General features: G+C 62.7%; 24 protein-coding genes, 1 tRNA gene and 1 pseudogene. 15 read left to right on the forward strand and 11 right to left on the reverse strand.

Translation table 11 applies throughout. The annotated features are described in order from the left end of the window. Positions 1-23: 23 nt before the first annotated feature. Together B9A31_RS08890 and B9A31_RS08895 are read right to left on the reverse strand one after the other, a co-directional pair. Positions 24-1,737, reverse strand: a pseudogene (locus B9A31_RS08890) (DEAD/DEAH box helicase). Positions 1,738-2,058: 321 nt separating this feature from the next. Then, positions 2,059-2,814: a spermidine synthase gene (locus tag B9A31_RS08895; RefSeq protein WP_019099443.1), complete on the reverse strand. Its 756-nt coding sequence runs from the start codon at positions 2,812-2,814 to the stop codon at positions 2,059-2,061. 116 nt (positions 2,815-2,930) lie between these two features. Here B9A31_RS08895 and B9A31_RS08900 point away from each other — a divergent pair, with 116 nt between their 5' ends. Then, a complete protein-coding gene (locus tag B9A31_RS08900; protein ID WP_016715096.1) occupies positions 2,931-4,277 on the forward strand; it encodes a class II 3-deoxy-7-phosphoheptulonate synthase in 1,347 nt (448 codons plus the stop codon). A gap of 111 nt (positions 4,278-4,388) precedes the next feature. Here the strand turns inward: B9A31_RS08900 and B9A31_RS08905 are convergent, their stop codons facing one another. Further along, complete coding sequence (locus B9A31_RS08905; RefSeq protein ID WP_019099444.1) at positions 4,389-4,607, reverse strand: DUF1127 domain-containing protein; 219 nt, start codon at positions 4,605-4,607, stop codon at positions 4,389-4,391. A 97-nt stretch (positions 4,608-4,704) separates the two neighbouring features. Between B9A31_RS08905 and B9A31_RS08910 the strand changes: the two genes are divergently transcribed. Further along, the gene (locus B9A31_RS08910) at positions 4,705-5,556 is read left to right on the forward strand and encodes a LysR substrate-binding domain-containing protein (protein ID WP_025754764.1); all 852 of its coding nucleotides are present in this window, start codon (positions 4,705-4,707) and stop codon (positions 5,554-5,556) included. 28 nt (positions 5,557-5,584) lie between these two features. Here B9A31_RS08910 and B9A31_RS08915 read toward each other — a convergent pair whose 3' ends face one another. Beyond that, positions 5,585-6,334 (reverse strand): sulfite exporter TauE/SafE family protein, encoded by a 750-nt coding sequence (locus B9A31_RS08915; protein WP_025754763.1) that lies wholly within the window; start codon positions 6,332-6,334, stop codon positions 5,585-5,587. A gap of 113 nt (positions 6,335-6,447) precedes the next feature. On the opposite strand from B9A31_RS08915, the gene B9A31_RS08920 reads away from it, so the two are divergent. The 3 genes from B9A31_RS08920 to B9A31_RS08930 all read left to right on the forward strand — a co-directional run bounded on the left by B9A31_RS08920 (position 6,448) and on the right by B9A31_RS08930 (position 8,484). Next, on the forward strand, positions 6,448-7,401 hold the full coding sequence (locus tag B9A31_RS08920) for a LysR family transcriptional regulator (protein WP_027615875.1): 954 nt from the start codon (positions 6,448-6,450) through the stop codon (positions 7,399-7,401). 57 nt (positions 7,402-7,458) lie between these two features. Further along, a complete protein-coding gene (locus B9A31_RS08925; RefSeq protein WP_016715092.1) occupies positions 7,459-7,914 on the forward strand; it encodes a MarR family winged helix-turn-helix transcriptional regulator in 456 nt (151 codons plus the stop codon). Positions 7,915-8,055: 141 nt separating this feature from the next. Beyond that, a complete protein-coding gene (locus B9A31_RS08930; protein ID WP_012271110.1) occupies positions 8,056-8,484 on the forward strand; it encodes an organic hydroperoxide resistance protein in 429 nt (142 codons plus the stop codon). 57 nt (positions 8,485-8,541) lie between these two features. On the opposite strand, the gene efp is transcribed toward B9A31_RS08930, so the two are convergent. Continuing rightward, positions 8,542-9,111 carry an elongation factor P gene (gene efp, locus B9A31_RS08935; RefSeq protein ID WP_012271109.1) on the reverse strand — a complete coding sequence of 190 codons (570 nt, stop codon included), beginning with the start codon at positions 9,109-9,111 and terminating at the stop codon, positions 8,542-8,544. Positions 9,112-9,159: 48 nt separating this feature from the next. Continuing rightward, on the reverse strand, positions 9,160-10,287 hold the full coding sequence (gene earP / locus B9A31_RS08940; RefSeq protein WP_019098185.1) for an elongation factor P maturation arginine rhamnosyltransferase EarP: 1,128 nt from the start codon (positions 10,285-10,287) through the stop codon (positions 9,160-9,162). Positions 10,288-10,417: 130 nt separating this feature from the next. Here earP and B9A31_RS08945 point away from each other — a divergent pair, with 130 nt between their 5' ends. After that, entirely contained in the window at positions 10,418-10,816 is a 399-nt protein-coding gene (locus B9A31_RS08945; RefSeq protein WP_025754760.1) for a hypothetical protein, read from the forward strand. 2 nt (positions 10,817-10,818) lie between these two features. Then, positions 10,819-11,289 carry a GreA/GreB family elongation factor gene (locus tag B9A31_RS08950; RefSeq protein WP_084296890.1) on the forward strand — a complete coding sequence of 157 codons (471 nt, stop codon included), beginning with the start codon at positions 10,819-10,821 and terminating at the stop codon, positions 11,287-11,289. A gap of 8 nt (positions 11,290-11,297) precedes the next feature. Here the strand turns inward: B9A31_RS08950 and B9A31_RS08955 are convergent, their stop codons facing one another. Then, positions 11,298-12,236: a LysR family transcriptional regulator gene (locus B9A31_RS08955; RefSeq protein ID WP_019098183.1), complete on the reverse strand. Its 939-nt coding sequence runs from the start codon at positions 12,234-12,236 to the stop codon at positions 11,298-11,300. A gap of 118 nt (positions 12,237-12,354) precedes the next feature. On the opposite strand from B9A31_RS08955, the gene B9A31_RS08960 reads away from it, so the two are divergent. Next, positions 12,355-13,104: a 3-oxoacyl-ACP reductase family protein gene (locus B9A31_RS08960; protein ID WP_016715087.1), complete on the forward strand. Its 750-nt coding sequence runs from the start codon at positions 12,355-12,357 to the stop codon at positions 13,102-13,104. Positions 13,105-13,145: 41 nt separating this feature from the next. Here the strand turns inward: B9A31_RS08960 and B9A31_RS08965 are convergent, their stop codons facing one another. After that, a complete protein-coding gene (locus tag B9A31_RS08965; protein ID WP_084296891.1) occupies positions 13,146-14,030 on the reverse strand; it encodes a LysR family transcriptional regulator in 885 nt (294 codons plus the stop codon). A 106-nt stretch (positions 14,031-14,136) separates the two neighbouring features. On the opposite strand from B9A31_RS08965, the gene B9A31_RS08970 reads away from it, so the two are divergent. The 3 genes from B9A31_RS08970 to B9A31_RS08980 all read left to right on the forward strand — a co-directional run bounded on the left by B9A31_RS08970 (position 14,137) and on the right by B9A31_RS08980 (position 18,012). Further along, a complete protein-coding gene (locus B9A31_RS08970) occupies positions 14,137-15,306 on the forward strand; it encodes an MFS transporter (RefSeq protein WP_025754758.1) in 1,170 nt (389 codons plus the stop codon). A gap of 116 nt (positions 15,307-15,422) precedes the next feature. Next, on the forward strand, positions 15,423-15,803 hold the full coding sequence (locus tag B9A31_RS08975) for a hypothetical protein (protein WP_084296892.1): 381 nt from the start codon (positions 15,423-15,425) through the stop codon (positions 15,801-15,803). Positions 15,804-15,879: 76 nt separating this feature from the next. Then, the gene (locus B9A31_RS08980; protein WP_084296893.1) at positions 15,880-18,012 is read left to right on the forward strand and encodes a TonB-dependent siderophore receptor; all 2,133 of its coding nucleotides are present in this window, start codon (positions 15,880-15,882) and stop codon (positions 18,010-18,012) included. 93 nt (positions 18,013-18,105) lie between these two features. Here B9A31_RS08980 and B9A31_RS08985 read toward each other — a convergent pair. Beyond that, a tRNA-Ser gene (locus B9A31_RS08985) sits at positions 18,106-18,195 on the reverse strand. 198 nt (positions 18,196-18,393) lie between these two features. Between B9A31_RS08985 and B9A31_RS08990 the strand changes: the two genes are divergently transcribed. From B9A31_RS08990 to B9A31_RS09000, 3 genes are all read left to right on the forward strand, one after another. Continuing rightward, complete coding sequence (locus B9A31_RS08990) at positions 18,394-19,083, forward strand: crotonase/enoyl-CoA hydratase family protein (protein WP_019096932.1); 690 nt, start codon at positions 18,394-18,396, stop codon at positions 19,081-19,083. 81 nt (positions 19,084-19,164) lie between these two features. After that, complete coding sequence (locus B9A31_RS08995; RefSeq protein ID WP_025754755.1) at positions 19,165-19,878, forward strand: lysophospholipid acyltransferase family protein; 714 nt, start codon at positions 19,165-19,167, stop codon at positions 19,876-19,878. A gap of 69 nt (positions 19,879-19,947) precedes the next feature. Beyond that, positions 19,948-20,919, forward strand: a complete 972-nt coding sequence (locus B9A31_RS09000) for a magnesium and cobalt transport protein CorA (RefSeq protein ID WP_016715080.1) — start codon at positions 19,948-19,950, stop codon at positions 20,917-20,919. Positions 20,920-20,952: 33 nt separating this feature from the next. Here B9A31_RS09000 and B9A31_RS09005 read toward each other — a convergent pair whose 3' ends face one another. Beyond that, positions 20,953-21,684, reverse strand: coding sequence for an amidotransferase (locus B9A31_RS09005; protein WP_019096934.1), 732 nt, complete (start codon positions 21,682-21,684; stop codon positions 20,953-20,955). A gap of 528 nt (positions 21,685-22,212) precedes the next feature. Between B9A31_RS09005 and B9A31_RS09010 the strand changes: the two genes are divergently transcribed. Then, a complete protein-coding gene (locus tag B9A31_RS09010; protein WP_084296894.1) occupies positions 22,213-23,013 on the forward strand; it encodes a cytochrome c in 801 nt (266 codons plus the stop codon). Between the two features lie 54 nt (positions 23,014-23,067). Here B9A31_RS09010 and B9A31_RS09015 read toward each other — a convergent pair whose 3' ends face one another. Next, positions 23,068-23,400, reverse strand: coding sequence for a ribonuclease E inhibitor RraB (locus B9A31_RS09015; RefSeq protein ID WP_016715077.1), 333 nt, complete (start codon positions 23,398-23,400; stop codon positions 23,068-23,070). Positions 23,401-23,468 lie beyond the last annotated feature (68 nt).

The raw sequence follows: 23,468 nt of genomic DNA on the forward strand, positions 1-23,468 counted from the left end.
GGGATTTTTTCATTGCGCCTGGATCAATCCTCGCGGTAGCGACGCAGCTTCAGCTGCTTACCAGCCACGCGGGTGTCCTTGAGCTTGGACAGCAGCTTCTCCAGGCCATCTTCCGGCAGCTCGACCAGGCTGAAGCTGTCGCGCACCTGGATGCGACCGATGGCGTCACGGGCCAGGCCACCTTCGTTGAGGATCGCACCCAGCAGGTTCTTGGCAGCGATGCCGTCACGGGCACCCAGGGCAGTACGGCAACGCACACGGCCTTCGGCCAGCGGCATTGGCGCACGGCGCTCACGGTCGCCACGGTCTGGGCGCTCGCCACGCTCACCACGCTCGGTACGCTCGCCACGCGGGGCAAAGCTAGGCACCAGCGGCTGCTCACGCTCTACCGCCGCCAGGTCCAGCGCCTGGCCATTGGTGGCCTTGCGCAGCAGGGCCGAAGCCAAGGCACGGGCACTGCAACCCAGGTCGGTGGTCAGGCGGTCGAACAGGTCGCCGTGGGTGGCTTCGGCTTCGGCTACCAGCGGCGCCAGGCTCGAAGTCAGCTTCTTGATGCGGGCATCCAGCACGGCCTGGGCATTCGGCAGGCGGGCTTCAGCTACCTTCTGACCGGTCACACGCTCGATCACCTGCAGCATGCGGCGCTCACGCGGGGTGACCAGCAGCAGCGCACGGCCATCGCGACCGGCACGGCCGGTACGGCCGATACGGTGTACGTAGGACTCCGGGTCGTACGGCATGTCAACGTTGAATACGTGAGTGATGCGCGGTACGTCCAGGCCACGGGCGGCGACGTCGGTGGCGACGACGATGTCCAGGCGGCCATCCTTGAGCGAGTCGATCACGCGCTCACGCTGGTTCTGGGCGATGTCGCCGTTCAGCGCGGCAGCCTTGTAGCCCTTGGCTTCCAGCGCGGCGGCCAGGTCCAGGGTGGCTTGCTTGGTGCGCACGAAGGCGATCAGCGCGTCGAACTCTTCCACTTCCAGCAGACGCAGCACAGCCGGGATCTTCTGGTCGGCGTGGACCATCAGGTGAGCCTGCTCGATCGCGGTAACGGTCTGGGTCTTGCTCTGGATCTTGACGTGCTTGGGCTCACGCAGGTGGCGCTCGGCGATCGAACGGATCGACGAAGGCAGGGTTGCGGAGAACAGCACGGTCTGACGGGTAGCCGGGATTGCGTCGAAGATCACTTCGAGGTCGTCCATGAAGCCCAGCTTCAGCATCTCGTCGGCTTCGTCCAGCACCAGGTACTGCACGGTCGACAGGACTTTTTCGTCACGACGCAGGTGGTCGCACAGGCGGCCCGGGGTGGCCACCACGATTTGCGCGCCGTTGCGGATTGCACGCAGCTGTGGGCCCATCGGGGCACCACCGTACACGGCAACCACGTTCACGCCTGGCATCTGCTTGGCGTAGGTTTCGAAAGCGGTAGCAACTTGCAGCGCCAACTCACGGGTTGGCGCCAGGATCAGGGCTTGCGGTTCGCGCTTGCTTACATCGATCTTGTTGAGGATCGGCAGGGCGAAGGCAGCGGTCTTGCCGGTGCCCGTCTGCGCCTGGCCGATCATGTCGTGACCGGCGAGGATGATCGGGATCGATTGTTGCTGAATGGCGGACGGCTCTTCGTAGCCGGTCGCCAGAACGGCAGCAACAATATTCGGATTAAGATCGAGAGCGGCGAAGCCGCCGGTTTCCTGGGTCATGGGTCTGCCTCTAGGTGCATCCGCAAAGACCCATGCTCCAAAGCTGCACATGCCTTGAAAGACCGTCAGGTCACCCAGGCAGCTTTGGCGGCGGGGATTTGCGAAAACGATTGAAAAAGAAAACGTGGGAAGGTCCGCCTAGCGGACGTGCAGCCGAAGCTGGACTCGGAGGATTTGCACCACCTGATTTTGAGGTCCGCTAAAAGACCGGCGCGTACTATACCCGAAATCGTGCGGGGACGTGAGGAATATTTTCGCGGTGAAAGGCCATTGTCGGGCCATCAATTGCATCAAGCTGAATCGATAATTCTTTCAAGGCTGACGCGGCCGCTCCTACACTGACCGTGCCAGGCATTCAGGTAGCCGGCCGAATCTCGCGGATCAACCCCTCAAGGCTATACCCCAACCGCGGTGCCAGCGCTTCGGCACGCGCCCGCAAGCCTTCCAGGTCCAGCGATTGTTCCAGATCAGCCGGCACCAGCAAGATCACATTGCCTTCCTTCACCGGCAGCTCCCAGTAATGCCGGTGGTACAACCCACGCAGCAACGCCGCACCCAGCGGCTTGCCGTCATCGGTGGCCCACTGGTTGATCACCAGCCAACCGCCCGGGTTCAACTGCTGCTGGCAGTTCTCCAGGAAGTTCCACGCCAGGTGCCCCACGCCCGGCCCGTGGTCGGTGTACAGGTCGACGAACAGCAGGTCGGCCTTCTCCGCCGTGTGCAGCAACTCCAGGGCATCGCCGATACGCACATACAGCCGAGGGTCGTCATCCAGCCCCAGGTACTCCATGGCCAGACGTGGCACGTCCGGGCGCAGTTCGATGGCTTCGATATCTTCCAGCGGCAGGAACTTCATGCAGGCCTGGGTCAGCGTGCCGGCCCCCAGGCCAAGAAACAGCGCACTCTCGGGCTGCTCGTGGCACAGCGCCCCCACCAGCATGGCGCGTGTGTAGTCGTACTCCAGCCAACTCGGGTCGGCCGTGAACACACAGCTTTGCTCGATGGCATCGCCGAATTCCAGAAAGCGGTAGTCGTCTACTTCGTACACGCTGATGACGCCAAACGCGTCCTCTACCCGTGCCAGTAGCCGCTCTTCCCGTTCCGCCGTCATGCTTACCACCCGCCCGCGCAAAAACGCGCATTGTCCGTCAACACCCTCGATGCAACAAGCGCAGCGCCAACTGTTACCATGGCCCATAGCCTACAACCGACAAGACCGAGCCCGAGATGAACCAACCGTGGAGCCCTGACAGCTGGCGCGCCCTGCCGATCCAGCAGCAACCGACCTACCCCGACGCCGCGCACTTGCTGAAGGTTGAACAAACCCTGGCCAGCTACCCGCCGCTGGTGTTCGCGGGCGAGGCCCGCGAGCTGCGCCGCCAGTTTGCCGAGGTGACCGAAGGGCGCGCCTTCTTGCTGCAGGGGGGCGACTGCGCCGAGAGCTTCGCCGAGTTCTCGGCGGCGAAAATCCGCGACACCTTCAAGGTGCTGCTGCAAATGGCAATCGTGATGACCTTTGCCGCCGGCTGCCCGGTGGTCAAGGTAGGCCGCATGGCCGGCCAGTTTGCCAAGCCACGCTCCTCGGGCGATGAAACCATCGGCGACATCACCCTGCCCGCCTACCGTGGCGACATCGTCAACGGCATCGGTTTCGATGCCAAGAGCCGCATCCCCGACCCGGATCGCCTGCTGCAGGCCTACCACCAGGCCACCGCCAGCCTCAACCTGCTGCGCGCCTTTGCCCAGGGCGGCTTTGCCGACCTGCACCAGGTGCACAAGTGGAACCTGGACTTCATTGCCAACTCAGCGCTGGCCGACAAGTACCACCAGCTGGCCAACCGTATTGACGAAACCCTGGCGTTCATGCGCGCCTGTGGCCTGGACAGCGCGCCGCAACTGCGTGAAACCAGCTTCTTCACTGCCCACGAAGCACTGCTGCTGAACTATGAAGAAGCCTTCGTGCGCCAGGACAGCCTGACCGGCGACTACTACGACTGCTCGGCGCACATGCTGTGGATCGGCGACCGCACCCGCCAACTGGACGGTGCCCATGTGGAGTTCCTGCGTGGGGTGCACAACCCGATCGGGGTCAAGGTCGGCCCCAGCATGAACCCTGAAGAGCTGATACGCCTGATCGACACGCTCAACCCGGCCAATGACCCCGGGCGCCTGAACCTGATCGTGCGCATGGGTGCGAGCAAGGTTGGCGACCACCTGCCGGGGCTGATCCGCACCGTCGAACGCGAGGGGCGAAAGGTGCTGTGGAGCTCGGACCCGATGCACGGCAATACCATCAAGGCCAGCACCGGCTACAAGACCCGCGACTTTGCGCAGATCCTGGATGAAGTGAAGCAGTTCTTCCAGGTACACCAGGCCGAGGGCAGCCATGCCGGCGGCATCCATATCGAGATGACCGGGCAGAACGTCACCGAATGCATCGGCGGCGCCCGGCCGATCACTGAAGATGCGTTGTCTGACCGCTATCACACCCATTGCGACCCACGGATGAATGCCGATCAGTCGCTGGAGCTGGCATTTTTGATTGCCGAGACGTTGAAGCAAGTACGGCGGTGAGGCTGGGGCGCATGCCTTGGGGTTTGTGCCGCCTGTGAGATCGAGCGCCGCCCGCGCGGCGCTCGATCTCACAGGCGCTGAAAAGCTAAAGACAAGCACCCCAGCCCAAACTCACTTTCTCAACGGATCATCCCAGAAAGGCCGCTCGGCCTCTTGCTGGACATCCGCCCGGCTCAGCCCCAGGTCATGCAAGGTAGCATCGCTGAGGGCGGCCAGTTCTCGCCGCTGGCGGTACAACTCCAGCCAGCGCACCGGCCGCTGCAGGGCCGCATGCCACAGATGGTTCAGGGAGAAAGCAGGTTGCTGGATGCTGCTGACATGACCTTTCATCGTGAAGCCCTCCGTGTTGGATGGCCTCAGTCTCGCGCCGGGCTTAAGATCAATCCAACGAATGTTTCTGATGCCATGCATCTCGGAGATTGATGCAATGTCCCAGTACCAGAGCCTCGATGCGGACGTGCTGCGCACCTTCGTCGCCATTGCCGAGCAAGGCGGTTTCACGCGCGCTGGCGAAGTGGTCAACCGCACCCAGTCGGCGGTGAGCATGCAGATGAAACGCCTGGAAGAAGACATTCTGCAGCGCCAGCTGTTCGAGCGTGACGGCCGCCAGGTCAGGCTCACCGCTGAAGGCCAGGTGTTGCTGGGCTATGCCCGGCGCATCCTCAAGCTGCATGGCGAGGTGTTCAATACCTTGCGCATGCCGCACATGGTCGGGCTGGTGCGTATCGGCACGCCAGACGACTACGCCATGCGCTTTTTGCCGACCATTCTGTCGAGCTTTGCCCAGGCCTACCCTCTGGTACAGGTAGAAGTGCATTGCGACTCGTCCAAACAGCTGATGCTGCGCCAGGACCTGGACCTTACCATCGTCACGCGCGAGCCGGGCAACGAGGTTGGCCAGTTGTTGCGCCAGGAACGCCTGGTGTGGGCCGCCGCCGAAGGCTTTTGCCCGCAAGAGCAGCGGCCGATGCCAGTGGCGCTGTTCAATACCGACTGTTTCTGCCGGGCCTGGACGTGCAATGCACTGGAAGCACAGGGCATCGACTACCGCATTGCCTATACCAGCCCCAGCCTGGCGGCGATCTTTGCCATTGTCACGGCAGGCTTGGCGGTGACGGCGCAATTACAGAGTCTGATTGGCGGAAACATCCGCATCCTGGGCGAACAGGACGGGCTGCCGCAGTTGCCCATGGCCAATGTGATGCTGTTGCGCAACACCCAGACCCAGTCACCCATCACCGACTGCATGGCCGACTACATCGTTGAAGGGTTCAAGTAATTGGGGGCCGTTTTGCGGCCCCACAATCTCAAAGTTCAAACCCGAGCATCACCGCACACACCACCAAAAACACACAGAACATCGCCCGCAATACCTTCTCGGGCAGCGCATGGGCCAACTTCACCCCCCAGCTGATGCTGAGCAAACCGCCCACCGCCAGTGGAAGCCCCACGCCCCAGTCAACGCTATGGTGCACGCCATACGTAACCAACGTCACCAAGGTGCTCGGCGCCGCCAACGCCAGCGACAACCCCTGCGCCACCACCTGGGTGGTGCCAAACACACTGGTCAGGATTGGCGTAGCCACCACGGCCCCCCCCACCCCGAACAACCCGCCCATGGTGCCGGCAAAACTGCCCAGCACGCCCAGCCACGGCCAGGCATAGCGCAGTTCGGCACTCGGCGGTGACACTTTCATGAACATCCGGGCCACGTTCCACACCGCCAGCGCTACCAGAAAGCCGACAAAACCCAGGCGCATGGAATGCGCATCCAGCCCCACTGCCCAGATCGACCCCAGCCAGGCAAACAGGAAGCTGCACGCCGACAGCGGCACGGCATGGCGCAGTTCGATGCGGTTGCGCTGGTGGTACCGCCACAGCGCCAGCAACACGTTCGGCACCACCATCACCAGCGCCGTACCCTGCGCCAGTTGCTGGTCCAGGCCGAACAGCACGCCCAGCGCCGGAATCGCGATCAGCCCGCCGCCAATGCCGAACAGCCCGCCCATGGTGCCCAGGGCAGCGCCCAGCACGATATACAACAACCACTCGATCATCAGGGCCTCGTCCGCCTGTACAGATATTGCGAGCATGCTAACGATTGCGGGCTGGCAGGGAAACGCACAGCAGCGCACAATGGCTGTGCGCATTTCGCAAAAGCAAGGCAACCATGAGCCCCGATGCCCTCACCGACCAACTGAGCCTGTTCCTCGATGTGCTGGAGACCGGCAGCTTTTCAGCCGCCGCCCGCCGCCATCCGCTGACCCCGTCTGCTGTGGCCCGGCGCATCGACAACCTGGAAACCGCCGTGGGCAGCCGCCTGTTCACCCGCAGCACCCACGCCGTGCGTGCCACCCCTGCGGGCAATGCGTTTGCCGAACGGGCCAGGCGCATCATCGAGGAACTGCGCCTGGCCCGGGCCGAGGCGGTATCGCTGAGCAACGCCCCGGAAGGGCTGATCCGCATCGATGCCCCCGCCGCGTTCGGCCGCCGCCACCTGGCCCCGGCCATCGCCGATTTCCTGGTGGCTTACCCTGGCCTGGACGTGCAGTTGCGCCTGATCGACAGCTTCGTCGACCTGCATGGCAGCCACCTGGGCGAGGTCGACCTGGTACTGCGCGCCGGCCCCCTGGCCGACACCCGCCTGGTCGCTACGCCGCTGGCCTACATGGTACGCATCGCGTGCGCCAGCCCGGCTTATCTGGCCAACCGAGGCATCCCTACCTGCCCCAGCGAACTGCCCGGGCACGACGGCCTGGACTGGGACGGCCTGGCACCGCCGTTCGCCTGGCGCTTCAACGTAGCCGGGCAAACCCGCCTGTATCGCCCCGCGCGCATGCGCATGGCCGCCAACAATGCCGAAACCCTGCTGTTCGGCGCCCTCGCCGGCCTGGGTGTTGCCCACCTGCCCACCTGGCTGATCAGCGAGTACCTTTTGCGCGGCGAACTGGTCCCGTTGTTTTGCGATGGCGGCCTGCCCGAAGCCGAAACCAGCGGTATTTACGCGCTACGCCTGGAACACAAAACGAACTCTCGCAGCCGTTTGCTGCTCGAATTCCTCAAGAGCCGCTTCAGCCCGGTTCCACCCTGGGACCTGGCCTTGCGCAGTGAACTGCACGAGTAATGCGCGCACTAACGATCAGCGAGCCAGAATTCCCCATTATTGCCTTCAAGGACCTGCATGAACGCCGACACCCAAGCCTCCTGTGACGAGCTGCTGCTGGACAACCAGGTCTGCTTTGCCCTGCACTCCACCTCGTTGCTGATGACCAAGGTCTACAAACCGCTGCTGCAGGCCTTGGGCCTGACCTACCCACAGTACCTGGCCATGCTCGTGCTGTGGGAGCGCGACGGCCTGACCGTGGGCGAGATCAGCCAGCACCTGCTCACCGACCCGGGCTCACTGACCCCGCTGCTAAAGCGCCTTGAAAGCGAAGGCCTGTTGCAACGCAACCGCAGCCGCGAAGATGAACGGGTAGTAATGGTGCAACTGACCGACAAGGGCCGCGCCTTGCAGCAGCAGGCCAAAGAGGTGCCTCAGTGCATCCTCAAGGCCAGTGGGTACAGCCTGGCGCAGCTGCAACAACTGCAGGCCGACCTGCTGAACCTGCGCGAGAACCTGCAGAAAAACCTCTGAAAGCTATGCTGTGCAATGGCCGTTCGGATGAGCGGTGACGATTTATCTTGCGCGCTAACTAATTGCACGCTAAATTAAATCCCACACCAACCCGCGCCCTCCCCCGAACAGGAAGCGCACAGCACATTAGCGAGGCTCAAGATGCAAAAGGTCACTCCGCTGTACATCGCAGAAGCTACCTCCACCGGTGGGCGCGACGGCAAATCCAAGTCCAGCGACGGCAAGCTGGTCGTCAGCCTGAGCACCCCCAAGGAACTGGGCGGCGCCGGCGGTGACGGCACCAACCCAGAGCAGATGTTCGCCGCCGGTTACTCGGCCTGCTTCATCGGCGCCCTCAAATTTGTAGCCGGTCAAGAGAAAAAAGCCCTGCCGGCCGATGCCTCGATCACCGCCAAGGTGGGCATCGGCCAGATCCCGGGCGGTTTCGGCCTGGACATCGACCTGCACATCAACCTGCCGGGCCTGGCCCAGGCCGATGCCGAAGGGCTGGTGGAAAAAGCGCACAAGGTGTGCCCGTACTCCAACGCTACCCGCGGCAATGTGGATGTACGCCTGCACGTGACCGTGTAAATCACAGGCACAAAAAAACCCGGCCGAGGCCGGGTTTTTTGCGTTTCACAAGAAGAATTACTTCTTGGAGCGGCCTTTGAAGCTGTTGTCGCGAGTGTCGATGTCGATCCACTCGTCGATCTGGATGAAGTCGGCAACCTGAATCTCGGTACCGTTCTTCAGTTTGGCAGGCTTCATGACCTTGCCCGAGGTGTCGCCGCGAGCAGCGTTCTCGGTGTAGACAACCTGACGGCTGATGGTGGTCGGCAGTTCAACCGATACCAGGCGGCCTTCGAAGAACACGGCTTCGCAGATGTCTTCCATGCCTTCTTCGATGTACGGCAGAACGGCGTCGATGTCTTCGGCGTTCAGTTCGTACATGGTGTAGTCGGTGGTGTCCATGAAGGTGTACGAGTCACCGCTGATGAACGACAGGGTCGCTTCTTTGCGATCCAGGATCACGTCGTCCAGCTTGTCGTCCGCACCGTATACGGTTTCGGTCTTGTAGCCGGTCAGCAGGTTCTTCAGCTTGGTCTTCATGATCGCGCTGTTACGGCCCGACTTGGTGAACTCAGCTTTTTGAACCAGCCACGGGTCGTTGTCGATCCGCAGGACGGTACCGGGTTTCAGTTCTTTACCAGTTTTCATTACGAAGTATCCGAATCTGGATGGATTTATAAAAATCGAGGCCGCGTATCATAGCGAATTTCGGCAAAAGTGTACTAGCGCTGTGGCAAGGTCCGGCTGAGCGGCCTGTTGCCCAGCCCAAAGGCGGGCATGCTGCTGCAGTTCTGGCCAATGCTGACGGGCCGCCCGCCAGGCCTGGCGCATGTCGAGATCCATGTTCCAGGCACGCCATAGGCCCAGCAGGGCGGCATCGGCTGCTTCTGACAGGCCGCGTCGATAATGCCCGAGAAACGCTTCGAGCTTTTCCCAGTGGGCATTCTCGTCCTGTACGTAGATGTGCCACAGCATCGGTTGCCCGGCCCACTGCGCACGCACGAACGAGTCTTCGCCGCGCACCGCGTTGAAATCACAGCTCCACAGCAGCCGGTCGTAGTCGTCCTGGCTGACGAAAGGCAGCACCTGCACCGTCAGTGCCCCTCGTTTGCGCAGGCTGCCCACGGGTAACGTCGGCTCACCAAGCCACTGGCTGAGCCCCGCGACAACGCGCCCCTGCGGCACCAGCAGGTGACAAGGCTGCTCGCTTGTGGCCAGGGCATCGAGCCAATTGCCCAGCTGCGGGTTTTCGTAGGCGAACAGCGAAACCAGCAACGCCCCCGCTTCGGGGTTTACGCCAAGCCCCTGCAAGAAGGCCTGCCTTGCCCCCTGCTGAAACGCGTCACGCCGCGCCAGCAGCGAGCCTTCGCGCAGCAGGCCACCGGTCTTCTCGGTAAAGCCGGGGAAGAAAAACACCTTGCGCAGGCCGTTGGGCTGCGGCGACGGCAAGCCATGGCAGCCTTCCACCCAGTCCTCGGCACTGAGGTATTCCAGGTTCAGCCACAGCGGCGGCGTGGCGCAGGCACGCATGGCCTCCACATAAGGCGCCGGCAACTGGCAGGCGAATGCACCGATCACCACATCAGCCGGATCCACCAGCAACCAGGCCGCCGGCCATTGGCGCACTTCCACACCCTGCTGCCACTGTTGCGTAGCAGTGGCATCGGCGCCGGGGCACATGGGCGTGAAAGCGTTGAGGTCATCCACCCACAGGCGCACCGCCAGGCCGTGCTCAGCCACCAGCTGCCGGGCCAGGCGCCAGGTCACGCCAATATCGCCGTAGTTGTCGACGACACTGCAGAAGATGTCCCAGGTGGCTTTCATGCGCCCCTCCCGTACCGGTGCAAAAACCGCGAATTCTGCGCATAAATTGTCGCCGACAAAAGCACCTGCGCGGAAAAATGCCCAAGTGCATGCGACAATGCACCCCGACCGACCTTGCCAGGAGGCTGCCATGCCCCGCCAGCGTGAACTGAAAATCACCCTCAAGCCGTTGCCGTTGATCCTGTGCGTTGCCTTTGGCCTTTGGCTGGGCGCGGTGGCCATCGTGGCGAGCGCCTGGCTGGCCCTGTTGGTGTGGCCGCAGCAAGTGCAGCCGTTGGCCCAGGCCCTGCCCCCTAGCGTCTACCCGCCAGCACCGGCGCCGGCAGCAGCCCCGCCAGCGGATGCCCAGGCCGAGATGTTCGACCGTTACAAGGACATCCTGCACAAGCAGGAACAGCAACAGGCCGCCGAAGCAGCCCAAGGCAACCCGCGCAATCTCAACAGCCCCAAATGCCAGTTCTGGCTGCAGCAGAACCGCACCGCCCCCACCGACAAAAGCCAGGCCAATGTGCTGGAGTTCTGTTACTGACCATGGACAAGCCCCACCTGCTGGCGCAGATCGTCGCCATCCTTACGCATGATCTGGACGTGCTGACCCGTGCGGCGCAAACCGCCTACGAGGCCGCCACCGCCGAAGAGAACATCGCCGAGAACAAGTACGACACCCTGGGCCTGGAAGCCTCATACCTGGCCACCGGCCAGGCCCGGCGCAGTGCAGAGATTCGCCAGGCGCTGCTGATCTACCAGCAGTTGCTGCTGCGCGACTATGACCCCGCACGCGGGGTGCAGGTGAGCAACCTGGTGAAACTGGAGGATGAGGAAGGTAGCCAACGCCAGCTGTTCCTTGGGCCTGAAGCGGCGGGACTGAAGATTGGCGAAGGAGATGAGTTGATAACAGTGATTACCCCGCGTTCGCCGCTGGGGCAGCAACTGATGGGCAAAAAGATTGATGACGAGGTGTGCCTTGGGGCACAGGTTCTGTTCATCGTTGATATTACCTGAAAGGGCCTTTACAACGTCTGCAAGGCATCAAACCGCCCCGCCAACCCCTGCTCGGCAAACTTCTCCACCACAAAATCGATAAACGCCCGGGTCTTGCCCGGCAACAGCTTGTGCTCGGCGAAATACAGGCTGATGTGCCCGTCGTCCACATACCAGTCCGGCAACACCCGCCGCAACCGCCCGCCCTGCAGGTAGGGCACGGCAAACGGCAGGCTCACCAGGGCAATCCCCAGCCCCTGCTCGGCCACCGCGCACGCCGCATCCGAATCGCTCATGGTCATCGCCTGACGCAGCTGCAACGGCTGTTGCGCCTGCCAGCGGCTGGTCAACGGCCACGAACGCACCCGCCCGGTCTGCGGTGAGCGGATCAAGATGCCGTCGTGGCGTTGCAGCACCTCTGGGTCTGCAATCGGCGCATGCCGCTCAAGGTACACCGGCGCCGCCACCAACACCCGGTGCGCAGGGGTCAGCTTGCGCGCCACCACCCCCGGCGGCAGTTCAAAACCACCGCCAATCGCTGCATCGAACCCTTGGCCAATCAAGTCGACCTGGCGGTTGTCGAAATGCCAGTCCGGGGTAATGGCCGGGTAACGGCGCAAAAACTCACTCAGCAACGGCAACACGTACAAGCGCCCGAACACCGTCCCCATACTTACCCGCAAAAGCCCGGCCGGCTGGCCTTCGGCACTGGCCAGGTTGGCCACGGCGTACTGGATAGTGCGGAAGCTGTCACTGACCTCACCAAGAAAACGCTGCCCCGCTTCGGTCAAAGTCAGCTTGCGGGTACTACGCTGGAACAACCGCACCCCCAGGCGCGCCTCCAGCTGGGCCACATGCTTGCCCACAGCGGCCGGGGTAATGCTCAGGCGCCTGGCAGCCTCGGCAAAGCTGCCGACCTCGGCACTGCGGATGAAGCACTCCAACGCGTTGAACGATTCCATGGCCATGATTGGCAACCAAAGGTTTACTCTGCTGATAGTGATTGCCATCTTATCAGCAGGTAATCGAGCGCCGATACTGCGCCCATCCAAGGCATTCCGGCCTGGCTTCCAGCAGGAGATCAGCATGTCCAAGCAACTTACACTCGAAGGCAAAGTGGCCCTGGTACAGGGCGGTTCCCGTGGCATTGGTGCGGCTATCGTGCGGCGCCTGGCCCGCGAAGGCGCACACGTAGCCTTTACCTATGTCAGCTCTGCCGGCCCGGCAGAAGCACTGGCCCGGGAAATTACCGAAAACGGCGGCAAGGCCCTGGCCCTGCGGGCCGACAGTGCCGATGCAGCAGCCGTGCAGCTGGCGGTGGATGACGCCGTGAAGGCGTTCGGCCGTCTGGATATCCTGGTCAACAACGCCGGGGTACTGGCGGTAGCACCGGTCACCGAATTCGACCTGGCCGACTTCGACCGCATGCTGGCGGTGAATGTGCGCAGCGTGTTCGTCGCCAGCCAGGCTGCCGCACGCTACATGGGCCAGGGCGGGCGCATCATCAACATCGGTAGCACCAACGCCGAGCGCATGCCGTTTGCCGGTGGCGCACCCTATGCCATGAGCAAGTCGGCGCTGGTTGGCCTGACCCGCGGCATGGCCCGTGACCTGGGGCCGCAAGGCATTACCGTGAACAACGTGCAGCCAGGGCCGGTGGACACCGACATGAACCCGGCCAGTGGCGAGTTTGCCGAGAGCCTGATCCCGCTGATGGCGATTGGGCGGTATGGCGAGGCGGATGAAATTGCCAGCTTTGTGGCTTACCTCGCGGGCCCAGAGGCCGGGTACATCACTGGGGCAAGCTTGACGATTGATGGCGGGTTTGCCGCTTGAGTTGATGGGCTGCCTGTGCCGGCGACAGGGCCGGTACAGGCTTATCCACTCCCAGACCCCAGCCGCTGTTCCATCACCTCCAGAAAAGCCCGGGCAGCGGGCGTCGGGCTGGAGGACCACACGGCATACAAGTGCCGCACCGGCGCATCCACCAACCGCGCCACCGTCACACCTTCGAAGCCCTGGGCCACCCGCTCCGGCACAAGGCCCACCGCCATGCCCCGCTGCACAAACTTTTCCACCAGACGCACATGCCCGATTTCAAACTGCACCCGGCGCTGCAACCCTGCGGCGTGAAACGCCTCATCCGTCTGCCGCCGTGCCCCGGTGCCTTCGGGGAAGTCCACCAGCACTTCGTCCGCCAGGTCGGCCAACGCCAACGGCGTACGGCCGGCAAGTCGATGATCAACCGGCAACAACGCCACCAGTTCCTCCCTGGCCAGCAAGCGATGCTCCACGCCCTGCACGACCTCGCCCTGCCACAGGCCAATAAAGCCCACATCCAGGCGCCGCTCGACCACGTCGGCGATCAGCAATTCGCTCTTGGCCGTGATCCAGCGCACATCCACATCCGGGAAACGACCATGGAACAGTGCCAGCAGGTCGACCAGGTCCAACGCCGTGAGCGAGCTGATTTCACCAATCGCCAGTCGCCCGCGCACCTGCCCGCAAGCCGCCGCCACGTCATCGGGAATTCGCCGGGCCGCTTCCACCGCCGGCCGGGCGCTAAGCACAAAAGCCTCGCCGGCAGGGGTCAGGCGCACCCGTCGCGAACTACGCTCGAACAGGCTGACGCCCAACTGTGCCTCCAGCCGCGCCACCTGGTGGCTAAGCGCCGACTGCACCACATGGCAGCGCTCGGCCGCGCGGGTAAAGCTGCCCGTGTCGGCAACGGCAAGGGCATATTCGAGCTGCTTGAGGTTCATGCATCTATCTGCTTTCAAGATGGATTAGTTGAAAACTATACATTGGTGTCATGCCAGACACTTCCTGATAATCCTCCCACTTACTACTGCCCGCCACGAGAACCGCATGAACGCCTTCACTCTCAGCCGCGCCCTGATCCTGCTGATGGCCACCGCCACCGGCCTGGCCGTGGCCAGCAATTACTACGCCCAACCACTGCTGCACAGCATCGCCGAGCAGTTCGGCCTGAGCACCGCCAGCGCCGGCAGCATCGTCATCGCCGCCCAACTCAGCTATGGCGCCGGCCTGTTGCTGCTCGCGCCGCTGGGTGACCTGTTCGAGCAGCGCCGGCTGATCACCGTAATGACCGCTATTTCCACGCTGGGCCTTGTCATCAGTGCCTGTGCGCCGAGCCTGCCCTGGCTGATCCTGGGCACGGCGCTGACCGGGCTGTTCTCGGTGGTGGCGCAGATTTTGGTCCCTATGGCCGCGACCCTGAGCGAGCCACATCAGCGCGGCCGTGCGGTCGGCACGCTGATGAGCGGCCTGCTGCTGGGCATCCTGCTGGCGCGGACCGCAGCCGGCTTCATGGCCGAACTGGGCGGCTGGCGTAGCATCTATGTGCTGGCCGCCGTGTTGATGGCGATTACCGCCTTGGCGCTGTACCGCAGCTTGCCACAGCACCACAGCCATGCCGGGCTGAAGTACCCGGCGCTGATCGCTTCGGTGTTCCGCCTGTTCTTCGAAGAGCCCGTGCTGCGCCTGCGCTCGCTGCTTGGGCTGCTGGCGTTCAGCCTGTTCGCACTGTTCTGGACACCGCTGGCGTTTCTGCTCGCACAAGGCCCCTACCACTATTCGGATGCCGTGATCGGCCTGTTCGGCCTGGCCGGTGCGGCGGGTGCGCTGTCGGCCAACTGGGCCGGGCGGCTGGCAGACCGTGGCAAAGGCTCGCTGGGTACCACTGTGGGCCTGGTCGTATTGCTGCTGTCGTGGGTGCCGCTGGGGTTTGCCCAGCAGTCGCTGCTGGCCTTGCTGCTGGGTGTGTTGATGCTCGACCTGGCAGTGCAACTGGTGCACGTGAGCAACCAGAACGCAGTGATTGCCCTGCGGCCCGAGGCACGCACACGGCTGAATGCCGGGTACATCACCTGCTACTTCATTGGCGGGGCGCTGGGGTCGCTGCTGGGCACACAGTTGTTCCAGCACCAGGGCTGGATGGGCATTGTGGTAGCAGGCCTGGTGATAGGCGGGCTGGCGTTGCTGGCGTGGGGGCTGGCCAATCGAAAGGCCGCTTGATTGACACAAGGGCGACATCGCACCGCACTACCCTCCGTCGTATTGCCGTTGACTTGGCTGCCCGGGCAGCGCTCAGTAGTCGCTGGTCACTGCCCTTTCCCTGACAGGACGACTTTATGACAAGACTCACGGTACAATCCGGCGATTTCTTGCAAGGTGAAGGCGAGTATCGCAACGGATCGCTCACACTCAAGACCTCGCGCAGCCCCTCCCCGGGCGAGCGGATTTCACTCGCGCGCATCAGCGACCTCAGGCTGGCCAGCCTGGAATCAAGCCGCAGCCTAAGCAGCGCCCTGGGCTGGGGGGTGGCCGGCGCGCTGGTGGCGGGCCCGGTAGGGTTGCTGGCCGGGCTGTGGCTAGGTGGCAAGGAGGAAGAAGCCACCTTCCTGGCCACCTTCAAGGATGGGCGCAAGCTCATGGCGATAACCGACGGCAAAACCTGGTCAAAGATCGATGACAGTTGGCGGCAGCACAAGCCGCCCGCCAACCAGGACTGAATATCGCGGGGCCCGGATCGTTTTATGCAGAAGGCGGCTGTTAAGATGCCGCCTTTTTCATGGTCGGAGCCCCCGCATGCCACCGCGTCACCCCCGCCTGCCCCTGAGCCTGCTCAGCCTGGGCCTGGCCCTGCATTGCCCCCATGTGCTCGCCGAAGACAGCGTGGTGCTGGCGCCGCTGCAGGTGTCCGACACCTATGCCAACGATGGCTACCAGGCACGCCAGGCAGCGGTGGGTGGCTTTCAGCCCGCGCCCTTGCTCGATACGCCCGCCTCGGTCAGCGTGTTCAGCCAGCAACTGCTGGAAGACCGCCAGGTGCGCAAGCTCAGCGAAGTGCTGCAAAGTGACGCCTCGGTTGGCGAAAGCTATGCCCCCATCGGCTACTACGAGAACTTCAATGTGCGCGGCTTCGAGCTGAATGCCGCCAGCAGCTACCGCATCAATGGCCAGACCATCGCCGGCGAGCAGAACGTGGCCCTGGAGAACAAGCAGCAGGTGGAATTGCTCAAGGGCCTGTCAGGGCTGCAGAGCGGCGTTTCTGAGCCGGGCGGCCTGATCAACTACGTGACCAAGCGTGCCGAAGACGTGCGCAGCGTCACGGTATCGACCAACGAGCAAGGCGAACGCTACCTGGCCACCGACCTGGGCGGCTGGTTCGGCAGCGAAAAGCAGTTTGGCCTGCGCGCCAACCTGGCCCATGAAGACATCCGCTCCTACGTCGACCACGCCGACGGCAAGCGCGACTTCGCCTCGCTGGCGTTCGACTGGCAGATCAACCCGGATGCCACCCTGCAGCTGGATGCCGAATACCAGCACCGCGAACAACGCTCGGTGCCGGGTTACCAATTACTGGGCGGCACAGAAGTGCCCCACGGCATCGATCCGGATGACCGTCTGGCGTACCAGAGCTGGGCCAAGCCGGTGCAGAACGACTCGCTGAACCTGGGCGGGCGCTTCGAGTATCGCTTCAACGAGGCCTGGACCGGCACCTTGAGTGCCTCGCGCAGCAAGGTGGTGATCGACGACTACAGTTCGTTTGCCTGGGGTTCGAGCGAAGGCGCATTTTTTGCCAGCAATGGCGACTACGACATCTACGACTTCCGCAGCCCCGACGACACCCGCCGCACCGATGAGGCGCAGGCCATGCTCAATGGACGGTTCGATGCATTGGGCGTGGATCATGAGCTGACCGTGGGGACCAGTGCGCAACGGCGTACGCTGGATCAGCGACCCAGCTACATGGAATGGGTCGGTACAGGCAACCTGCATACCGGTGCACCGGCTTTCGATCCATCCGATAAGTCCATCAGGTCAAGCGAACGTCGCCTGGACAGCCGCCAGTATGGGCTGTTTATCAGCGACCGAATCAGCTTCAACGAGCAATGGCAGACCGTGCTGGGTGCACGTGAAGTACGCCTGGACGAGAAAACCTGGAATGAAGACGGCGCAACTGGCCGCCACACCCGGCAGTACGAGTTGCTGCCTAACGCAGCGCTTATCTACAAACCGCAACCGGATACCACGGTGTACGCCAGCTACTCCAAGGGTCTGTCCGCAGGCGGTACCGCACCGTGGTTCGCTGAAAACAAATTCGAAATCCTCGCACCCACTACCTCGCACCAGCTGGAACTTGGCCTGAAGCACGACTGGCAAGGCCTGAGCCTCAGCGCCGCGCTGTTCCAGATCCGCCAGGCCTACCAGTATGCACGCCCGGACGGCACCGGCACCTTCACCTACGTGCAACAAGGCCAGCAGAAAAACACTGGCCTGGAACTGGGCGCCAGCGGCTGGGTGACCCACAACCTGCAGGTGCAAGCCAGCGCTGCGGCCATTCGGGCGCGGGTGCAGAACAGCGGTACCGATGCTTATGAAGGCCATCAGGCAATCAATGTGCCCAGGTTCCGGGCAGCGCTGCACGCGGAATACACGTTGCCGGTGCCGGGGCTGGCGCTGCTGGGCGGGGCACGGTACAGCGCCAGCAAGTATGCAAGCCAGGCGGGGAATGTGGAGGTTGGCGGGTACACCGTATTCGACCTTGGCAGCCGCTACCGCACGCGTATTGCCGGGTATGACACCGTGCTGCGGCTGACCGTGGATAACGTATTCGACAAACGCTACTGGCGCGATGTGGGGGATTACCTGGGGGACAACTACCTGTTCCAGGGGGCACCGCGTACGGCTCGGCTGTCGGCCTCGGTCAGCTTCTAGATTGCCAGGGCCGCTTTGCGGCCCTTTCGTCGCACAAGGCCCAGAATGCAAAAAGCCCCCGAACTTTTCAGCTCGGGGGCTCTTCGCAGAATGTGGCGGTGAAGAAGGGATTTGAACCCTTGATACGATTTCTCGTATACACACTTTCCAGGCGTGCTCCTTCGACCACTCGGACACTTCACCGTTTCTCTTCAAGCCGTGCGGCCCGTCGAGGTGCGCTAATTTAGTGAAAGAGCTTCCCTTTGGCAAGCATTTTTTTCAGTTTTTTCATGTATTTGCATTTGAGCCCCGGTGAACGCTGACCGACCAGTCAGCCTTGCTGCTTTACCTGGCCTCTGGCGCTGGGTAACGTCGTCGCCACGCCAACAAAAGGACTCTGCCATGAGCGAGCTGATTACCTACCACGCCGAAGACGGCATCGCCACCCTGACCCTGAACAACGGCAAGGTCAACGCCATCTCGCCGGATGTCATCACCGCCTTCAATGCCGCGCTTGACCGCGCTACTGAAGAGCGTGCCGTGGTGATCATTACCGGGCAGCCAGGCATTCTGTCGGGCGGTTACGACCTCAAGGTGATGACCAGCGGCCCGAAAGAGGCCATCAGCCTGGTCACTGCGGGCTCCACCCTCGCCCGCCGCCTGCTGTCGCACCCGTTCCCGGTAGTGGTCGCCTGCCCGGGCAATGCCGTGGCCAAGGGCGCCTTCCTGCTGCTGTCGGCCGATTACCGCATTGGCGTCGAAGGGCCGTACAAGGTGTGCCTGAACGAAGTGCAGATCGGCATGACCATGCACCATGCCGGCATCGAATTGGCCCGCGACCGCCTGCGTCGTTCGGCTTTCCATCGTTCGGTGATCAATGCCGAGGTGTTCGACCCGGTCGCGGCAGTGGATGCCGGCTTCCTCGACAAGGTGGTGCCGGCTGAACAGTTGCAGGACGCAGCGCTGGCGGCGGCGCGGGAGCTGAAGAAGCTGAACATGCTGGCGCACAAGAACACCAAGCTGAAGGTGCGCAAAGGGCTACTGGAGGCGCTGGACAAGGCGATCGAGCTGGACCAGCACCACATGGGTTGACCGGACAGGCTCACACCAAGGTTTGCCGCAATCAGTGCACACCCGTACACTGTCCGGCGACTGTCTGGTGTGAGTCGTACCATGCTTTATTCGTTGCGCATGCTCCTGCTGGCGCTGCATTTTCTTGCCGTTGGCGCCGTGGGCCTGATCATTGGCCTGTGCCGCCCCTTCAACCCCGACAACAGCCGGGTGTTTGCCCACCTGTACAGCCGGCCAGCCACCTGGCTGATGCGCATCAAGGTCAAGGCCGAGGTCGGGCCACTGTGGGACCACCCACCCGGTTGCGTGATCGTCGCCAACCACCAGTCCAACTTCGACCTGTTCGTATTGGGCCAGGTGGTACCCCAACGCACCGTGGCCATCGGCAAGAAAAGCCTGGGCTGGATCCCGCTGTTCGGCCAGCTGTTCTGGCTGGGCGGCAACGTGCTGATCGACCGCAAGAACGCCTACCAGGCGCGCAAGGCGCTGCAAAAGACCACGCGGGTGCTGCAGGACGACACCTCCATCTGGATTTTCCCTGAAGGCACGCGTAACGCCGGCGAGCAGCTGATGGCCTTCAAGAAAGGTGCGTTTCACATGGCCATCGAGGCCGGCGTGCCGATCGTGCCGGTATGCGTCAGCCGCTATGCCAGGCGCATGAGCCTGAACAGCTGGCGCCAGCGCACGGTGATCGTGCGCTCGTTGCCACCCATCGTCACGGCGGGCATGACCCAACGGGACATTCCGGTGCTGATCGAGCAGTGCCGGAGGCAGATGCAGCAGTGCATCGACGGCATGGAACACGAGCTGGCCTGAAGCGGGTTGCTCTTGGGCCGGGTACGGCCCAAGCTGTAACCCGTGTTCAACCGGAATAAGCGGGCAACCATGGGTCGTGTCGTGGCATCGGCGGTGTACAGCGCCGGCAGAAAGGTCACTAACATCAGCATCGACGAAGGCAGCGAGTGGGCGCGCAAGCCGGGGCACTTCGTGTGGATCGGCCTGGAAGAGCCCAACGCCGAGGAGCTGGCCAACCTGCAGTGCCAGTTCAACCTGCACGAACTGGCCATTGAAGATGCCCTTGAAAAGCACAGCCGGCCCAAGCTGGAAACCTTCGGTGACGCGCTGTTCATCGTCACCTATTCGCCGGTTCGCCACGAAGGCAAGCTGGAGTTCATCGAAACCCATATCTTCGCAGGCAACGGCTACATCATCACCTGCCGCAACGGGCACTCCAAGTCCTACGCCATGGTGCGCCAGCGCTGCGAGGCACGGCCATTGCTGCTGGAGCATGGCGAAGACTTCGTACTGTACGCCCTGCTCGACTTCGTGACGGAAAACTACCAGCCGGTCAGCGAAGCCATTCATGGCGAGATCGAAGAGCTGGAACAAAGCGTGCTGGGGGGCTCGCTGCAGGAGGACGACATCCGCCGCCTGCACAGCCTGCGCCGCGACATCCTGCGCCTGCGCCGTTATGTGGCGCCGATGGTGGAAGTGAGCGAAGAGCTGCAGCGCCTGAGCTTCCCGTTCATCGACAAGAACATGCGGCCCTACTTCCGTGATGTGCAGATTCATGTGACGCGGCAAATGGAAGACCTGGCCGGCATCCGCGACATCGCCAGCCAGACCATCGAGATCGGCATGCTGCTGGAGTCGTCACGGCAAAGCATCGTTCAGCGCAAGTTCGCGGCCTGGGCGGCGATTTTGGCGTTCCCCACGGCCATTGCCGGGGTTTACGGGATGAACTTCCAGAACATGCCGGAACTGGCTTGGCACTATGGGTATTTCGGGGTGCTGGGTGTAATCGGGCTGGGGTGTGCGGGGTTGTATGCCAGCTTCAAGAAGTCGGGCTGGCTTTGAGATTGTGGGGGCCGGCTTGAGGCCCCCAGCCTCTTACGCCGCGTCGTGCTTGCTCACCGGCTGCTGGATAAAGCGCAACATCCACTCCCCCACCAGGTCGCCCTGGTGCTCGGTGGCCAGGCTGGCCACGGCCTTGTGGTACACCTCATCTCCCAGGAATTCCTGACGCGCATCCAGCAATGCGCGGGAATAGTCATGCACGAACTCCGGGTGGCCCTGGAAGCACAGCACCTGGTCACGAATGTGGTACGCCGCATTCGGGCAGAAGTCGCTGGAAGCAATCACCGTGGCGCCTTCCGGCAATTCGGTCACCTGGTCCTGGTGGCTGATCAGCAAGGTCAGCTCCGACACCTCCGGGTCCATCCACGGCGCATGGGCCGCCAGCGAGTAGCGATGGATGCCCACGCCCCAGCCCTTGTCGGCCCGCTCGGCCTTGCCACCCAGGGTCAATGCCAGCAACTGGTGGCCAAAACACACCCCCAACAGCTTCTCGCCCCGTTCGTACAATTTCAGCAGGTACGCCTTGAGGGTCTGGATCCACGGGTCGGAACCAAACGAGTCAGCCTTGCTACCGGTCACCAGGTAGGCATCGAACACTTCACTGTCGGCGGGGTAATCGCCGTTCATCACGTTGTACACACGGAATTCGGCGGCGATCGGCTGACGCGAAAAGAGCTGCTCGAACATCCTGCCGTAGCCTTGGTACTGCGCGGTCAACTCCGGTCGCAGGACATCGGTTTCAAGGATGCAGACGCGTAACGACATAGGGGTAGTCCTGAACGACATGGGTGGGAATCTGCTGTAGAGACTGACGCGAAAGACACGTACAAGCAAGTAGGTTGCACTGACGAACGGTCACATTTCGTCGGCGCCCGCCAGGTACTTGCGCCACTGTCTAGCCAGAGCATGCCAGCCGACTGGCACATGGCCTCATAGCAAAAAGAAATCATCGACCAACACTGTTAGAAGAAAGGGTTCTCAAACATGGATGCCACACACCCTACTGTTGGTTGTATATCCACTTTCAAGAGGCAGGCAGTTCAGGCGCCACGCGTCGTTGCTGCGATCGACCCGAAGTGCGACAAGGAAGCCAACGGGTATTCAGGAATAACAAAAAGAAGGCGGTCCGCCATGTTCAGACAATCGAAAATTCGCCAAGCTGGGCTCATTCTCTTCGCCACCACTTTACTGCTGATTTTGCCGAACCTGACACGCTTGTTCGGCTGACAGTGGCGATGGCGCCACCGGGCAATACACAGGTAACCTGCTGGCCTTGATGGTCGGAGATTGCCCATGCGCCACTGCCTTGCCTTGTTAGCGTTGCTCCTGAGCCTGCCGCTGTCGGCGGCGCAGCTGCACCTTGAACTGGGCGCCAATACGCGCCAGTGGAGCAGCACCGAACTGCTTGACCACCCGCAGGCTCGGGATATCAGCATCGAACAAGACGTTTCCTACAAGCGCCCCATGCACTATCGGGCGGTGCCGTTGGCCACGCTGCTAAAAGGCGTGAGCGCCGGTGATCACCTGCAGGCCGTGGCGCTGGATGGCTTTGCCGCTGAAATGCCCGCTGCGCCACTGTTGCAGCAGGGGCCGGCACAGGCCTGGCTGGCGGTGGAAGACCCAGGCCAGCCGTGGCCGGCACTGGGCCAGGGCAAGCCGAGTGCGGGGCCGTTCTACCTGGTGTGGACCGCGCCGCAGGCCAGTGGCATCCGCCCGGAGCAGTGGCCGTTCCAGATTTCCACCATTCGCATGCTCGCGCCGGTGGCGCAGCGTTTTCCCGCGCTGCTGCCCGACCTCAAGCTGCCCGCCGACAGCCCGGTGCTGCAGGGTTTTGCATTGTTCCAGCAGAATTGCCTGGCGTGCCATCGACTGAACGGTGCAGGGGATGCGCAGGTGGGGCCGGATTTGAATGTGCCGCACAACCCTACCGAGTATTTTCGGCCAGAATACCTGCGCAAGCTGATTCGGGCCCCGCAAAGCCTGCGGCAATGGCCGCAAGCGAAGATGCCGGGGTTTGACGAGCGTGTGTTGAGTGAACAGGAGCTGGACGCGTTGCTGGCCTATCTGGGGCATATGGCCAAGCGCAGACCTTGACGCCCGCGTGTGCTTTTTCGCGGGCGAACCCGCGAAAAAGGCAACACAACACGCTTAGGCAATCGGCCGCTCATGCTTGACGCCCCACCCTTCCACCTCTCCCCCATAAGGTGTCACCAACTGTTCAAAGGCCTCTTCAAAGTCGCCAATCCCGCCATAGGTGGCATACATGACCTTGCTCAGTTCCAGGTGCCAGGCACCGTCGCCCAGCTCCTTCACCTGGGCATTGAGCGATTCGCCACGAAACTGCCCGGCCGCACGGCGGGCCCCTGCTTCGTCGGGGAATACGGCGTAAAACTCGATGGGGTGGATCTGGGTGAAGTCGAACCCGCCTGCTTTCATCTGGCGCAGGACGTTGCTGCTGATATCGTCGTTCTGGCTGCTCATGAATCGTCCTCCTGAATAATGCTATGGATAGACTTTCCGTGCACTACGCACCTGCCGGCAGTCATTGG

The sequence above is a fragment of the Pseudomonas sp. URIL14HWK12:I5 genome (assembly GCF_900176445.1).
Taxonomy (GTDB): Bacteria; Pseudomonadota; Gammaproteobacteria; order Pseudomonadales; family Pseudomonadaceae; genus Aquipseudomonas; species Aquipseudomonas monteilii.

What these genes read in the sequence shown, in the direction of transcription:
- B9A31_RS08895 (WP_019099443.1), bottom strand. Translation starts at nt 2,814, where the DNA reads ATGACGGCGGAACGGGAAGAGCGGCTACTGGCACGGGTAGAGGACGCG.
- B9A31_RS08900 (WP_016715096.1), top strand. Translation starts at nt 2,931, where the DNA reads ATGAACCAACCGTGGAGCCCTGACAGCTGGCGCGCCCTGCCGATCCAG.
- B9A31_RS08905 (WP_019099444.1), bottom strand. Translation starts at nt 4,607, where the DNA reads ATGAAAGGTCATGTCAGCAGCATCCAGCAACCTGCTTTCTCCCTGAAC.
- B9A31_RS08910 (WP_025754764.1), top strand. Translation starts at nt 4,705, where the DNA reads ATGTCCCAGTACCAGAGCCTCGATGCGGACGTGCTGCGCACCTTCGTC.
- B9A31_RS08915 (WP_025754763.1), bottom strand. Translation starts at nt 6,334, where the DNA reads ATGATCGAGTGGTTGTTGTATATCGTGCTGGGCGCTGCCCTGGGCACC.
- B9A31_RS08920 (WP_027615875.1), top strand. Translation starts at nt 6,448, where the DNA reads ATGAGCCCCGATGCCCTCACCGACCAACTGAGCCTGTTCCTCGATGTG.
- B9A31_RS08925 (WP_016715092.1), top strand. Translation starts at nt 7,459, where the DNA reads ATGAACGCCGACACCCAAGCCTCCTGTGACGAGCTGCTGCTGGACAAC.
- B9A31_RS08930 (WP_012271110.1), top strand. Translation starts at nt 8,056, where the DNA reads ATGCAAAAGGTCACTCCGCTGTACATCGCAGAAGCTACCTCCACCGGT.
- efp (WP_012271109.1), bottom strand. Translation starts at nt 9,111, where the DNA reads ATGAAAACTGGTAAAGAACTGAAACCCGGTACCGTCCTGCGGATCGAC.
- earP (WP_019098185.1), bottom strand. Translation starts at nt 10,287, where the DNA reads ATGAAAGCCACCTGGGACATCTTCTGCAGTGTCGTCGACAACTACGGC.
- B9A31_RS08945 (WP_025754760.1), top strand. Translation starts at nt 10,418, where the DNA reads ATGCCCCGCCAGCGTGAACTGAAAATCACCCTCAAGCCGTTGCCGTTG.
- B9A31_RS08950 (WP_084296890.1), top strand. Translation starts at nt 10,819, where the DNA reads ATGGACAAGCCCCACCTGCTGGCGCAGATCGTCGCCATCCTTACGCAT.
- B9A31_RS08955 (WP_019098183.1), bottom strand. Translation starts at nt 12,236, where the DNA reads ATGGCCATGGAATCGTTCAACGCGTTGGAGTGCTTCATCCGCAGTGCC.
- B9A31_RS08960 (WP_016715087.1), top strand. Translation starts at nt 12,355, where the DNA reads ATGTCCAAGCAACTTACACTCGAAGGCAAAGTGGCCCTGGTACAGGGC.
- B9A31_RS08965 (WP_084296891.1), bottom strand. Translation starts at nt 14,030, where the DNA reads ATGAACCTCAAGCAGCTCGAATATGCCCTTGCCGTTGCCGACACGGGC.
- B9A31_RS08970 (WP_025754758.1), top strand. Translation starts at nt 14,137, where the DNA reads ATGAACGCCTTCACTCTCAGCCGCGCCCTGATCCTGCTGATGGCCACC.
- B9A31_RS08975 (WP_084296892.1), top strand. Translation starts at nt 15,423, where the DNA reads ATGACAAGACTCACGGTACAATCCGGCGATTTCTTGCAAGGTGAAGGC.
- B9A31_RS08980 (WP_084296893.1), top strand. Translation starts at nt 15,880, where the DNA reads ATGCCACCGCGTCACCCCCGCCTGCCCCTGAGCCTGCTCAGCCTGGGC.
- B9A31_RS08990 (WP_019096932.1), top strand. Translation starts at nt 18,394, where the DNA reads ATGAGCGAGCTGATTACCTACCACGCCGAAGACGGCATCGCCACCCTG.
- B9A31_RS08995 (WP_025754755.1), top strand. Translation starts at nt 19,165, where the DNA reads ATGCTTTATTCGTTGCGCATGCTCCTGCTGGCGCTGCATTTTCTTGCC.
- B9A31_RS09000 (WP_016715080.1), top strand. Translation starts at nt 19,948, where the DNA reads ATGGGTCGTGTCGTGGCATCGGCGGTGTACAGCGCCGGCAGAAAGGTC.
- B9A31_RS09005 (WP_019096934.1), bottom strand. Translation starts at nt 21,684, where the DNA reads ATGTCGTTACGCGTCTGCATCCTTGAAACCGATGTCCTGCGACCGGAG.
- B9A31_RS09010 (WP_084296894.1), top strand. Translation starts at nt 22,213, where the DNA reads ATGCGCCACTGCCTTGCCTTGTTAGCGTTGCTCCTGAGCCTGCCGCTG.
- B9A31_RS09015 (WP_016715077.1), bottom strand. Translation starts at nt 23,400, where the DNA reads ATGAGCAGCCAGAACGACGATATCAGCAGCAACGTCCTGCGCCAGATG.